Origin of the sequence: Nocardia barduliensis (genome assembly GCF_013315795.1) — a bacterium.
Classification (GTDB): domain Bacteria; phylum Actinomycetota; class Actinomycetes; order Mycobacteriales; family Mycobacteriaceae; genus Nocardia; species Nocardia barduliensis.
Genome location: NZ_JABLTE010000159.1, coordinates 1 through 12,961 on the forward strand (window position 1 = coordinate 1; position 12,961 = coordinate 12,961).

Below are 12,961 nucleotides of genomic sequence, written 5' to 3' on the forward strand. Positions count from 1 at the left end.
GAGGTGGGCCGGGCCGGGCGCACGGTCAGTCCTCGGCCAACTCGAGGAAGTCCTGCTCGTTGCGTTCGGCCAGACGCACATACGTCCGGCCGATCAGGAACAGCAACGGGTACACGGACCCGCCGAGCAGCAGCCACGGCAACCGGATGCCCAGCACCGTCATCGAGCCGATCGAGCCGGTGCGGAACAGCACCGGGAGCGCGCACAGCAGCGCGATGCTCACCAAGCCGACGCGCAGCGCGAGCCCGAGTTGCGCCCGGATGAGACCCCCGATGAGCGCTTCGCCGAACTCGGTCTGCTCGGCGACCTCCACCCGGGTGCGCACCCGCCGCGCGCCACGGCGCTCGGAGAGCACCACGCGCCTGCGCACCGGACGCTGCGGCGAGGTCACTGAGTGCCCCAGTGTTGCCGGGGTCGGTGCACCAGCCGGTGTTTCAGCTCGCGCACCTGTCTTCGGCTGACCGGCAACTCGACCGCCTGCGCGTCGCCCTCGGCCCGCAGGCACACCACCGTTCCGGAGCCCACCGTGCGCAGCCCGGTGACCAGCCGCAGCGCCACCAGATACGACCGGTGCACCCGCAGGAAGCCGGCGTCGTGCCAGCGGGCCTCCAGCGCCGACAGCGGAATCCGCACCAGGTGTGATCCGCCGCTGGTGTGCAGCCGCGCGTAGTCTCCGTCGGCTTCCACCCAGCTCACGCTGGACCTCGGCACCAACGTGGTCACCCCGCCCAACTCCACGGGAATGACCTCGCTCGGATCGGTGCGCGCCTCGGCGGCGGGCGGGTGCGGGGCCGTGCGCGCGGCGGCGATCCGCCGCACCGCCTCCGCGAGCCGCGCCTCGCGCAGCGGCTTGAGCAGGTAATCCACCGCGCCCAGGTCGAACGCCGCGATCGCCCGGTCGTCGTGGGCGGTCACGAAGACCACGGCGGGCGCGGTGGCGAACTCCGAGAGGATGCCCGCCAGCTCCATCCCGTCCAGGCCGGGCATGTTGATGTCCAGGAACACCGCGTCGATCGGATGGGCGCGCAGCACCCGCAGCGCGCTGGTGGCGTCGCCCGCCGCGTGGATCTCGCCGATCTCCGCCCGCGCGCGCAGCAGATACACCAGCTCGTCCAGAGCGGGCTTCTCGTCGTCCACGGCGAGCACGCGCAGCGCGCCCGCCGGTCTGCCGGTAACGCGGGTCACAATCGCTCCATCGTAAGGGTCCGCCCTCGGGCCGCGAACAGCATGCCACCGGCTCCACTCTCCGGCGTGAGCGCGCTGAATCCTCATGCCCGGATGACCGCTCTGCCTCCGGGCGCCGCGCGCTGCCTCCTCATGGCCCGTATACCGGGAGCGGGGTGCAGTGCCGTTTGTCAGTGCCTCTGCGGTGTGCCGAGGCGGGGCAAGATTGCGAGTGGGCTGGGAGGCCGGGGTGAGTGGGACGGAATGGGAGATGTCAAGCCATCGCTGAGGTCGATCGTGATCTGCGCGTCGATGGAAGTGTTCACTGGCGGTAGGTACTCGGCGGGTGGCCGGTCCACCGGGTAAACGACCTGCTGAACGCCGCGGGACCGGAGTATCCGAGGCGGATCGCGGTTTCCTGCACAGTGAGCCCGAGGACACTGAGCATGTCGATCGCGAGTGCGCAGCGGACTTCGTCGTTGAGGATTCGGAAGCTGGTCCCCTCCCCGGCGAGCCTTCGATGCAGAGTACGACGGTCCATGTTCAGTCGCCTCGCGATGTCCTCCGCCGTAGGCATGGTGCCGATCTGCTGGAGAAGCACCGCGCGGATTCTGGTGGCGAGTCGGCCACACTCTCTTCGCTGCTGCAAAAGGTCCAGGCAGTGCTTCTCGCACAGCGCGGCCGTAGCGGGATCGGGCATCGACATCGGTTCGGCGAGAAGATCGAGGGGAAACGTCAGGGCCGTGCTCAGCCGGTCGGCGAAAATCGGAACCCGGTCGACCGGGTTGTGCGAAACGTCGGAGAGCATCGCAGCCATGCCGTCGGTCATGGTGGCCACGCTGCGCTCGGGCAATGCCAGTTCCAGGCGGGTATCACCGAGACGGTCGGCAAGTCGCGGGCTGAGACAACGCAGCACGATCACACCGAAGATGATCACGAGGTCACGTTCGAGTAGAAAAGCGCGGACGTCGGCGGGAAGGGTGTCGTCCCGGAATTCGATCCGTCCCGCCGTCTGACTGAGACTGACAGTTATATCGACGAACCGGTTGCCGATCCGCAGTGTTTGCAGTGCGACCCGCAGAGCTTCACCGGCAGTGGGGCTGCTGAGCATCGCGAAGCCCAGCAACCCGAAGCTGGCCAATGAGAAGCGCTTCGCCACCTCCGTGCCGAGCCCTGGTCTGTCGCCGATGGTCTGCACCAGGTTGCGCGCGACCGAGAGTTCTTGGATCGCTTCGACTTCCAGATCGTCGGCAGCGAGATCAGCTGGCCGCAGGCCGGTCGAGGCGAGCAGCCGACGCTCCGTGACGCCGTGATCGGTGCCGACCTGCACCATGTGACGCACTCCGATGATGCTGCGTCTGAAGTCCCACGATGGTCGTTCCACCGGCCCGAAACTATCAAAATTCTGCCCCAAATGAGCATTCCGGTCGCACTCGACGGTTCATACAGTGGCGTCACGCGGGCCGGAATTCGGCTCGGTGCGCAGGTGGCCGGCAGGGTCGCCAGTGGCGGCTCGGCGCCGTCCGGCAAAGAGGAGGAGGGCGCTCTGATGGATTCCCCGGTGATTCGATGGCTCGGTTTGGCGGCATTGTGCTTCGCCGAACTGCTGGTTTTCGTGGACAACACCATCGTGAATGTCGCATTGCCGACGATTGCCACCGATTTGGGTGCGGGCACGTCCGGATTGCAGATGGTTGTGGACGTGTACACGCTGGTTTTCGCCGGGTTTCTGCTCACCGGCGGCTATCTGGGAGACCGCTTCGGGCGCAAAACGATACTCATCGTCGGAATCGTGGGTTTCGCGGCGTTGTCGGCACTCGCGGCGACATCGAACGATCTCGGACAATTGATCGCCGCACGGGCCGGCCTCGGACTTTTTGCCGCTCTGGTATTCCCGGCCACCTTGGCGATCGCTGTCATCATGTTCGACGACCTGCGGGAACGAGCAATCGCGGTCGCTTGCTGGGCCGCTGTCGCCGGAGCCGCCGCCGCGATCGGCCCGGTGATCGGCGGCTGGCTGCTCCACCACTACTCGTGGGGTTCGATCTTCTGGATCAACGTGCCCGCCGGCGCCATTGCCCTCATCGGCGCGGCGGTTCTGCTCCCGCAGAGTCGGAATCCTGAGGTCGGCCCGTTCGATTTCGGCGGCACGGTGCTGTCGGTGATCGGTATCTCGGTTTTCGTCTACAGCGTGATCGAGGCGCCGAACCACGGTTGGCTGTCGTTTCGTACTGTCACCGGGCTGGTGATCGGTTCAGTGGTGATCGGCGCATATGTGGTGTGGGAGAACCGGTTTTCGTCGCCGTTGTTCGATGTGCGACTGTTCCGCGACCGTACCTTCGCTACGGCAGCGATGATGCTGACTTTCGGCATGTTCGCCCTGATGGGATTTGTCTTTCTCATGACGCAATATTTCCAGGGCGTCAGAGAATATCTGCCGTTCGAAACGGGTGTCCGTACCTTGCCCTTCGCCATTGCGTTGGCGGTATTCGGCTGGCCCAGTATGTGGTTGGGTTCGAAGATCGGGGCCCTCCGTGTGGCCGCGATCGGGTCGCTGGTGATGGCCGCTGCCTTCTGGCTGACCATCCGCTACGACATGTACACGTCTTATTGGGGCGTCATCGCTCCGGTCATGGTGATATTGGCGCTCGGCGTGGCGCTCGTCTCCGGTCCCGCTACCTTTGCCGTGCTCAACGAGTTGTCCACCGGGCAGGTCGGGGCAGGGTCGGCCGTCAACGACACGAGTCGCGAACTCGGCGGAACGCTGGGTGTCGCGGTACTCGGTTCGGTCCTGGCCTCGGTGTACTCGGAAAAGATGACCGATGGCCTGGACGCCATCCAGCTACCTGAGCAGGCACGCGCCGCGGCGACGAATTCGATGCTGTCCGGTGTTCATGCGGCGCGGGTGGTTCCCGGCCCCGGCGGTGTTCAACTCGTAGATCTTGCGAAGTCGGCTTTCCTGGATGGCTTCCACATGGCCTCCGTTGTCGCTGGTGGTGTCGCGGCAGGTGGCGCGATCGCGGGCTGGCTCCTTCGTCCAGCTCACTCGCCCGCGGCTGACAACGGCAAAGCGGACGACACGTCGGGGACCGGTGGCTTTCGCGCAAAAACTCCCCCAGTCTGAACCAGAGGCACGGCCGCGTAGGTGATGTGTGCCGACAAGCGCACGGAAATCGGCATGAGAGTGCGTTGCTGACCGCGCTTAGCCGCCGCGACCGACGCCGGCTTCGTTTTGCCGTGCCGGTGCCGGTGATGGACCCGATGGCCTCGCCGCCATGAACGACCACCTGGCACTTCACCGTGGCGGTGTGTCGCGCCACGAACTCGACCTGACCAGCCGCCGCGAGATCAACCGTAGCCGGTGCAACCGCGCCAGCCGTGGGCGCACTCAATGCGGGTTCCACTATTTCGAAGGACGTGGCCGAGTACCGGACGGCTGCTCGCGGGGGTGGCGTGTACGGGGGAGTACCCTCGCAGTCCTCGGCGTGGAAGTACTCGGACACGGTGGTGAATCCGTGCGGTAAGTAGTGCCGAGGCGGGGCAAGATTGCGAGTGGGCTGGGAGGCTGGGGTGAGTGGGACGGAATGGGAGATGTTCTGCTCGGAGGTGTTTGCCATCGCCGAGCGCTACGCCATCCAGACGTTTTCGAATCCCGGCACCCTGGTGCTCTCCAGCGGATCCTCGTCCACGGAAGCCGAAGTCCGCGGGGCCAATCCACACATCAAACTGGTGGATATGGGCGACGCCGCGGTGCGCATCGAAACGGGCTGGTGCGTCCGCGCCATCGCCGACTACGAAATCCAATTCGAGGACAAGCCGTCCCAGGCGGCCGCGGCGGTCGAGGCGATCATTCTCGGGGGCGCCGAAGAGTATCTGATCACCGATGACGACGACCGGTGGGTGGCGTTCGGGTGGTGTATTCGGGGCAAGGATTCCCTGATGTCGCAACCCCCGCACATCACCTCGGGACGAAAGGCGGTTCGTCGGCTCCTGCCGTGGCGGTCGGCGTGACCAGCGGGTGTCAGCTCTGCTTCCGGGCGTTGCGCTGGAACTCAGGCACGGATGCCCGCGCGGAATTTGGGGACGCGCAGGCTGACCTTCGTGCCCGCGCCGGGTGCGGTCTCCACGACCAAGCCGTAGTCGTCGCCGAAGGCCGCGCGCAGGCGGTCGTCGACGTTGGCCAGGCCGACGTGCGCGGACTCGCCGGAGCCCGCAGGCCCGGTGTCGACGGCGTCCAGCGCGCCGGAGCGCAGCAGGTCCGGGTCCATGCCGACGCCGTCGTCCTCGACGCTGATCACGCAGTCGGTGCCCGCGTCGGTGGCGACGATGCTGACCGTGCCGCCGTGGGCGGTGCCCGCCAGCCCGTGCCGCACCGCGTTCTCCACCAGCGGCTGGAGCGCGAGGAAGGGCAGGACCACGCCGAGCACCTCGGGCGCTATCCGCAACCGGACCTGGAGCGCGTCGCCGAAGCGGGCGCGTTCCAGCGCGAGGTAGCGCTCGATGTTGCGCAGTTCGTCCGACAGCACCGTGAACTCGCCCGCGGCGCGGAAGGAGTACCGGGTGAAATCGGCGAACTCGAGGATCAGTTCACGGGCCCGCGCCGGGTCGGTGCGCACGAACGAGGCGATGGTGTTGAGCGCGTTGTAGATGAAGTGCGGGCTGATCTGCGCCCGCAGCGCGCGTACCTCGGCGCGGTCCAGCCGGGCCCGCGAGGCGTCCAGTTCGGCCAATTCGAGCTGGCCGCAGGCATAACGCGCCACCTCGGCGACCGCGCCGAGCCGTCCCGGTCCCGGCTGTCCGGTGCTCACCACGCCCAGGACACCGGCCACGCCGTTGGATTCGATGAGCAGCGGTTGCGCGATCAGCGTGCGTCCCGCGTGTTCGCCCCGGCCGGGTCCGGCGACGAGCACCGGACGCTCGCCCGCGACGGCGCGCGCGGCGGCTTCGCCGAAGTACTCGGCCAGTTCGGCGTGCGGGCCGTCCCAGGCGAGCAGCGTGCCGTCGGGATCGGCCAGCGCGAGCGCCTCGGCGCCGGTAAGCGCCCGCAGGTGCGGCGCCGCCTCCCGCGCGGACTGCTCGGTCAGCCCCCGCCGCAGCGGGACCGCCGCCAGCGACGCGGTGTGCAGCGCCGAATGCACCGCCCGCTCGGCGGGGGTGGTCACCACTCTGCGGGTGCGCGACCAGATCAGCAGCGCACCGGCGATCAGCGCCGCCGCGGCCGCGAGGGCGAGCGCGGTGGTCATGGTGGGCATCGGCGCACGGACTGCATGGGCCGATTATCGCGTCGACCGGATTCCGCGCGGCACGGTGGCAGGTCTATGGCCGAGATCCGGCCGCGACGGCGGGACCGCTCCATATCCGGACGGCGGTGCGGGTCGGGCGCGGTGGACTCCAGGCGCCGGGCGCCGGGTCAGTCCGATGCCGACGGTCGCCGAGAGCGGCGGGTCTGCGGCCGAGACCCGGCCACGAACGGACGGACCGCGCCGTCACCGGGGCGGCGGCGCGGTCCGGTCGGGCGTCAGCCCTGGTACTTCGGCACCGTGAACTCGACGGTGCCGGGGGAGGGGAAATGCGCCGCGCCGACGGTGACCGTCGCGGTGAACTTGCCGATGCCGGGCACGAACAGTGCGGAGTGGCCGCTGTTGCCCCAGTAACCGGGGCCGTGTGCCACGACCTGGAACGAGCCCTCTTGGCCGGTGTCGACGTTGCGCCAGTTCAGCGTGAGCGGCAGCGTGCACGGTCCGGCGCCGACCAGGGTCGTGCCCACGGTGAACGCCGCCTGGTTGGGGTAGGCGTTGCCGTTGACCGACATCTGCACCTGACCCACGCACGGCCCTTGGGCCAGGCTGTACACGGTGGCGAACGCGGCGGGGGCCGCCGCGGCGGGCGCGGCCGTCGCCACGAGTGCGGCCACCGCGGCGGCGGGAGCGATCAACAGCGCTGTCGTCGATTTCATCGACACCTCCACGATCTCGGGAAAATCCTTGCCTGCCATGCTCATCCGTCCCCGGAAAGCGCTCGACGTCGTCGTGGGGAGGGAAGCAGAGCCTACCGCCGCCCGGCGGCCACCGTTCGCGCCTTTCGGCATTCGGCAAGATTCCGACACTCGCGGAAATCGGCCGTCCTGCGGCGAGTCCCCAGGACGCGCCGGTGATCTTCCCCACCGACACGCCGGGCGCCCGAGTCGTGCCCGCGTGCCGGTCCGAACCAGTCGGTGCGCCCGCCTAGAATCGGTCCAGCCAACCCCCGTCGAGACCTTGGGAGGAAGGACCGTCTTGGCCGCCTCGTCCGGATCGTTCGTCCATCTGCACAACCACACCGAGTACTCCATGCTCGACGGTGCGGCCAAGATCTCGCCACTGTTCACCGAGGCGAAACGGCTGGGGATGAGCGCGGTCGGGATGACCGACCACGGCAACATGTACGGGGCCTCGGAGTTCTACAACTCGGCCAAGAAGCACGACATCAAGCCGATCATCGGCATCGAGGCCTACATCGCGCCCGCCTCCCGGTTCGACACCAAGCGCGTGCAGTGGGGCGATCCGAGCCAGAAGGGCGACGACGTCTCCGGCTCGGGCGCCTACACGCACATGACCATGGTCGCCGAGAACGCGACCGGCCTGCGCAACCTGTTCAAGCTCTCCTCGCTGGCCTCCATCGAAGGCCAGCTGGGCAAGTGGGCGCGCATGGACGCGGAGATCATCGCCCAGTACGCCGAAGGCATCATCGCGACCACCGGCTGCCCCTCCGGCGAGGTGCAGACCCGCCTGCGCCTCGGTCACGACCGTGAGGCGCTGGAGGCCGCCGCCAAGTGGCAGGAAATCTTCGGCAAGGACAATTTCTTCCTCGAGATCATGGACCACGGCCTGTCCATCGAGCGCCGGGTCCGCGAGGGCTTGCTGAACGTCGGCAAGCAACTGGGCATTCCGCCGCTGGCCACGAACGACTGCCACTATGTCACCAAGGATCAGTCCGCCAACCACGAGGCGTTGCTGTGCGTGCAGACCGGCAAGACGCTGTCGGACCCCACGCGCTTCAAGTTCGACGGTGACGGCTACTACCTGAAGTCCGCCGAGGAGATGCGCGCGCTCTGGGACGCCGAGGTGCCCGGCGCGTGCGACAACACCATGCTGATCGGCGAGCGGGTCCAGTCCTACGACGACGTGTGGGCGTTCAAGGACCGCATGCCGGTCTTCCCGGTGCCCGAGGGCGAGGACCAGGATTCCTGGCTGCGCAAAGAGGTCGATCGCGGCTTGGCGCGCCGGTTCCCGGACGGCGTGCCCGAGGAGTACTACACCCGCGCCTATTTCGAACTCGACGTCATCAAGCAGAAGGGTTTCCCCGCCTACTTCCTCGTGGTCGGCGACCTCGTCAAGCACGCGCGGGAAGTCGGCATCCGGGTCGGCCCCGGCCGTGGGTCGGCGGCCGGTTCGCTGGTGGCCTACGCGCTCGGCATCACCAACATCGATCCGCTGCCGCACGGCCTGCTGTTCGAGCGGTTCCTCAACCCGGAGCGCCCGTCCGCGCCCGATATCGATATCGACTTCGACGATCGCCGTCGCGGTGAGATGGTCCGCTACGCCACCGAGAAGTGGGGCAGCGACCGGGTCGCCCAGGTGATCACCTTCGGCACCATCAAAACCAAGGCCGCGATCAAGGACTCCGCGCGCGTCCAGTTCGGCCAGCCCGGCTTCGCCATCGCCGACCAGATCTCCAAGGCGCTGCCGCCGCCGATCATGGCCAAGGACATCCCGCTGTCGGGCATCATGGACCCCGACCACGAGCGGTACAAAGAAGCCGCCGAGGTACGCGAGCTCATCGGCAGCAACCCGGACGTGGCGAAGATCTACGAGACCGCCCGCGGCCTCGAGGGCCTGATCCGCAACGCCGGTGTGCACGCCTGCGCGGTGATCATGTCCTCCGAGCCGTTGATGGACGCCATCCCGGTGTGGAAGCGGCCCCAGGACGGGGCGATCATCACCGGCTGGGACTACCCGTCCTGCGAGGCCATCGGCCTGCTGAAGATGGACTTCCTCGGTCTGCGCAACCTCACCGTGATCGGTGACGCGCTGGACAACATCAAGGCCAACCGCGGCATCGACCTGGACATGGACAACCTGCCGTTGGACGATCCCGCGACCTACGAACTGCTCTCGCGCGGTGACACCCTCGGCGTCTTCCAGCTCGACGGCGGCCCCATGCGCGACCTGCTGCGCCGCATGCAGCCCACCGGCTTCAACGACATCGTCGCCGTGCTCGCGCTGTACCGGCCCGGCCCGATGGGCATGAACGCGCACAACGACTACGCCGACCGCAAGAACGGGCGGCAGCCGATCAAGCCGATCCACCCCGAGCTCGAGGAACCGCTCAAGGACATCCTCGCCGAAACCTACGGCCTGATCGTCTACCAAGAGCAGATCATGTTCATCGCGCAGAAGGTCGCCTCCTACTCGATGGGCAAGGCCGACGCGCTGCGCAAGGCGATGGGTAAGAAGAAGCTCGAGGTGCTCGAGGCCGAGTACAAGGGCTTCCACGAGGGCATGACCGCCAACGGCTTCTCCGAGGCCGCGGTGAAAGCGCTGTGGGACACCATCCTTCCGTTCGCCGGCTACGCGTTCAACAAGTCGCACGCCGCGGGCTACGGCCTGGTCTCGTTCTGGACCGCCTACCTCAAGGCCAACTATCCGGCCGAGTACATGGCGGGTCTGCTCACCTCCGTCGGTGACGACAAGGACAAGGCCGCCGTCTACCTCTCCGACTGCCGCCGCCTCGGCATCACCGTGCTGCCGCCGGACGTCAACGAGTCCGAGCAGAACTTCGCCTCCGTCGGCAAGGACATCCGCTTCGGTCTCGGCGCGGTGCGCAATGTCGGCGCGAACGTCGTCGCCTCGATCATCCAGGCGCGGAAGGAGAAGTCGAAGTTCACCGATTTCTCCGACTACCTGAACAAGATCGACGCGATCGCCGCCAGCAAGAAGGTCACCGAATCGCTCATCAAGGCAGGCGGTTTCGACTCGCTCGGGCATCCCCGCAAGGGCCTGATGCTGATCCACTCCGACGCCATCGATGCCGTGATGGCCACCAAGAAGGCCGAGGCGATCGGTCAATTCGACCTGTTCGGCGGCTTGGACGCGGACGAGTCGGTGACTTCCGTGTTCAACGTGAAGGTGCCCGACGAGGAGTGGGAGTCCAAGCACCGGCTCGCGCTGGAGCGCGAGATGCTCGGCCTGTACGTCTCCGGGCACCCGCTCAACGGTGTCGAGCACGTGCTCGCGGCCCAGGCCGACACGCAGATCCCCGCCATCCTGGAAGGCGACATCAAGGACGGCACCCAGGTGACCGTGGGCGGCATCCTGGCCTCGGTGAACCGGCGGATCAACAAGAACGGCCTGGCCTGGGCCTCCGCGCAGCTGGAAGACCTCACCGGTGGCATCGAGGTGCTGTTCTTCCCGCAGTCGTACTCGGTGTACGGGATGGACGTGGTGGAGGACGCGGTGGTGCTGGTCAAGGCGCGCGTCTCGGTCCGCGACGACCGGATCTCGCTGATCGCCAACGATCTCGCCGTCCCCGACCTGTCCGCCGTCGGCGTAGCCAAGCCGCTCGCGGTCACCGTCACCACCCGGATGTGCACGCCGGACAAGATCGGCGAACTCAAGCGGGTCTTGTCCAGGCACCCCGGCACCTCGGATGTCCATATCCGGCACGTCGGCGCCCGCGACAAGACCACGCTGCTGAAACTCGACGAACGCCTGCGCGTCTCACCGTCCTCGGCCCTGATGGGCGACCTCAAGGCGCTGCTCGGGCCAGGTTGTCTGACTGCTTGACCATGCGGGTACATCGACCGCGCGTCACGCAGCGGCTATCTCGGTTCGTCTGACCAATCACTGCCGCCAATCCGGGGAGCCGAAGGGGGTTACCGGCAGATGGTCGGTCTTATCTGCTGTATACCCCGATGCCGACCAGACGTTGCGGCGCAGAGCTGTGATTCATCTGTGGTAGCGCTCCCGTCATCTGGACTCCAGAACGGTTGTGGCATACGTAGCATGGCCTTATCGCGTCTGCGGCTGGGGTCCTCGCGCAGGTGTCATTTCTGAAGATTCGGGGGGTTGGCGATGAAAGATTCGTTGCTGCGTAGGTGTTTCCGGCGCGGATGCTCATTCAGGACGATGGTCACTCTTCTACGGGGCCTGTTCGGTGCCGGGGTCTTGGTGATTACCACAGCAGGCGTTGCTTCGGCGACGCAGCCCGGTCCCGAACTGGTCTTTTTGTCGCCGGAGCAGTACCACGCCCGTTGGGGGCGGCCCGCGCCGACCGCCGCCGAAGCCGTGGCTGAGACGGGACCAAGATCTGCCACGGTGGTGCGCAGCCCGATGCGGCGGCAGCAGAGCGACGGGTGGGCGATCATCAAGTGGGATGAACGCGATCTGCGCGGGGTAAGTACCCCAGTCCGGGAAGGCGACAATTTCCTCGGCTATGCGCACTATGCATTCGAACACAACCTGACCTCTCGTGTGCCGATCCACGCGGCCTTCCAAACCCACCGCCCGGACAAAGAGTTCGGTGCGCGCGCCGAGTACACCAGCTTGGCGGTGGACAACAGAGGTGGTGTTCGGCTGACGGTGCGGGTGATCGTGCAGGCCGCCAGCGCTACCGACGATCGGGTGTACAAGGTCACAGACGGCAAGAACATTGGGGTGATCACCGCATATTGTGAAGGCACGAACTCGTGTCCCGGTTGGGTGAACACGATCCGCTGACCCAGGAGGTAACACGGTGCCCGATGCAGACGCCGATGGCCGGTTCGATCTGCTGCTGTGCCGCACGATTCCACTGGTCCTTGCCCCGGCCGGGGTTGCGGTCGGGCCGAGGGTGCGGGGGGTGGTGCGCGCGGGCTCCGGGCATGCCCGGATCGTGCTGTCGCCCGACGCGACAATGGGGTCCGGGATTGCGGTCGATTACGAACTGACCCCGGATGGGGGGCTACTCGATGTCACCGGTGCTGTCGACCACGCGCGGTTCACCGTCGCGCCCGCTGTCGCACACCTGCTGGCAGCGCACCGGGACGGGACGCGCGACAGTCACGGCAATACCGTTCTCGCCGCAGCCGATTCCGGATTCGACTACGCCGGTTCGGCCGATTCGGGAGACCAGCGCCTGTTCAGTCTGTTCAGCCTACTGGTCGGCGGCGGCCTGCCCTGGTTCGCCGACGACTACACCTTCGCTGGATTCCTGTACACCGAGGCCGACAACTGTCGCGTCTATATCCGTGTGACCCGCACGGACCGCACCTATGGGATCGATCTGGCCGTCAGCGGCAGCGACGGTCGCCCTATCGGCTACTCGTATCTCGCCCAAGAGTTGGCGCCGCTGGCCCGTAGTGGCGACCTCGAGCGCCAGCCGGTTCTCGACGACACCGACGACTACTGCGATGCCGTGGTGGATCTGCGTGCCTGGATGGGACCGGCCGGGTCGGGTGCCACCACCAGAGCCTGACCGAGGTCCGGCTCGCCCTCATGTTCCGCAATCTGCGGTGCGTGGATCGCAAGCCGAACGCCCACGGTCCCTGATCGACGCCGTGCTGGTCAAGGCGCGCTTCTCGGTCCGCGACGGCCGGCTCTCCTCACAAATCGAGCCACCGCTCGATCTGCTCTAGGTGTACTGCCCAGGGAGGTTGGTCAATCGGCTGATGGGGGTCTTCTTACCGATGGCGGAGTGTTGCCGGTGGTGATTGTAGGCGTGGAGCCAGGCCGGTAGGGCGGCTCGTCTGGCTTGTTCGGACTGGTAGTGGCGGGCAAAG

Annotated in this window: 11 protein-coding genes; 5 read left to right on the forward strand and 6 right to left on the reverse strand. The window is 67.1% G+C overall.

The features are described 5' to 3' along the window. Positions 1 to 25 precede the first annotated feature (25 nt). The 3 genes from HOV91_RS36090 to HOV91_RS36100 all read right to left on the reverse strand — a co-directional run bounded on the left by HOV91_RS36090 (position 26) and on the right by HOV91_RS36100 (position 2,548). Entirely contained in the window at positions 26 to 391 is a 366-nt protein-coding gene (locus HOV91_RS36090; protein ID WP_312884910.1) for a hypothetical protein, read from the reverse strand. Next, positions 388 to 1,185: a LytR/AlgR family response regulator transcription factor gene (locus tag HOV91_RS36095; protein ID WP_312884911.1), complete on the reverse strand. Its 798-nt coding sequence runs from the start codon at positions 1,183 to 1,185 to the stop codon at positions 388 to 390. The genes HOV91_RS36090 and HOV91_RS36095 overlap by 4 nt, the downstream gene beginning before the upstream one ends. A 301-nt stretch (positions 1,186 to 1,486) precedes the next feature. Next, positions 1,487 to 2,548, reverse strand: a complete 1,062-nt coding sequence (locus tag HOV91_RS36100) for an AraC family transcriptional regulator (RefSeq protein WP_174189698.1) — start codon at positions 2,546 to 2,548, stop codon at positions 1,487 to 1,489. Between the two features lie 30 nt (positions 2,549 to 2,578). Here HOV91_RS36100 and HOV91_RS36105 point away from each other — a divergent pair, with 30 nt between their 5' ends. Beyond that, a complete protein-coding gene (locus HOV91_RS36105; RefSeq protein WP_246351446.1) occupies positions 2,579 to 4,288 on the forward strand; it encodes a DHA2 family efflux MFS transporter permease subunit in 1,710 nt (569 codons plus the stop codon). A 446-nt stretch (positions 4,289 to 4,734) separates the two neighbouring features. Next, a complete protein-coding gene (locus HOV91_RS36110) occupies positions 4,735 to 5,175 on the forward strand; it encodes a hypothetical protein (protein ID WP_174189699.1) in 441 nt (146 codons plus the stop codon). A gap of 41 nt (positions 5,176 to 5,216) precedes the next feature. Here the strand turns inward: HOV91_RS36110 and HOV91_RS36115 are convergent, their stop codons facing one another. After that, on the reverse strand, positions 5,217 to 6,407 hold the full coding sequence (locus tag HOV91_RS36115) for a sensor histidine kinase (protein ID WP_246351454.1): 1,191 nt from the start codon (positions 6,405 to 6,407) through the stop codon (positions 5,217 to 5,219). A 275-nt stretch (positions 6,408 to 6,682) separates the two neighbouring features. Then, positions 6,683 to 7,159, reverse strand: coding sequence for a hypothetical protein (locus HOV91_RS36120; RefSeq protein ID WP_246351448.1), 477 nt, complete (start codon positions 7,157 to 7,159; stop codon positions 6,683 to 6,685). Between the two features lie 280 nt (positions 7,160 to 7,439). Between HOV91_RS36120 and dnaE the strand changes: the two genes are divergently transcribed. From dnaE to HOV91_RS36135, 3 genes are all read left to right on the forward strand, one after another. After that, positions 7,440 to 10,988: a DNA polymerase III subunit alpha gene (gene dnaE / locus HOV91_RS36125; protein WP_174189701.1), complete on the forward strand. Its 3,549-nt coding sequence runs from the start codon at positions 7,440 to 7,442 to the stop codon at positions 10,986 to 10,988. A gap of 288 nt (positions 10,989 to 11,276) precedes the next feature. Continuing rightward, a complete protein-coding gene (locus tag HOV91_RS36130; RefSeq protein WP_174189702.1) occupies positions 11,277 to 11,921 on the forward strand; it encodes a hypothetical protein in 645 nt (214 codons plus the stop codon). Positions 11,922 to 11,937: 16 nt separating this feature from the next. Continuing rightward, complete coding sequence (locus HOV91_RS36135; protein ID WP_174189703.1) at positions 11,938 to 12,657, forward strand: hypothetical protein; 720 nt, start codon at positions 11,938 to 11,940, stop codon at positions 12,655 to 12,657. Positions 12,658 to 12,813: 156 nt separating this feature from the next. Here HOV91_RS36135 and HOV91_RS36140 read toward each other — a convergent pair. After that, on the reverse strand, positions 12,814 to 12,961 hold a 148-nt coding region (locus HOV91_RS36140), incomplete at its 5' end, for an integrase core domain-containing protein (protein ID WP_174189704.1).

Excerpts from the sequence above, each read along its gene's own strand:
- HOV91_RS36115 (WP_246351454.1), bottom strand. The coding sequence starts at position 6,407 with ATGACCACCGCGCTCGCCCTCGCGGCCGCGGCGGCGCTGATCGCCGGT.
- HOV91_RS36130 (WP_174189702.1), top strand. The coding sequence starts at position 11,277 with ATGAAAGATTCGTTGCTGCGTAGGTGTTTCCGGCGCGGATGCTCATTC.
- HOV91_RS36120 (WP_246351448.1), bottom strand. The coding sequence starts at position 7,159 with ATGGCAGGCAAGGATTTTCCCGAGATCGTGGAGGTGTCGATGAAATCG.
- HOV91_RS36105 (WP_246351446.1), top strand. The coding sequence starts at position 2,579 with ATGAGCATTCCGGTCGCACTCGACGGTTCATACAGTGGCGTCACGCGG.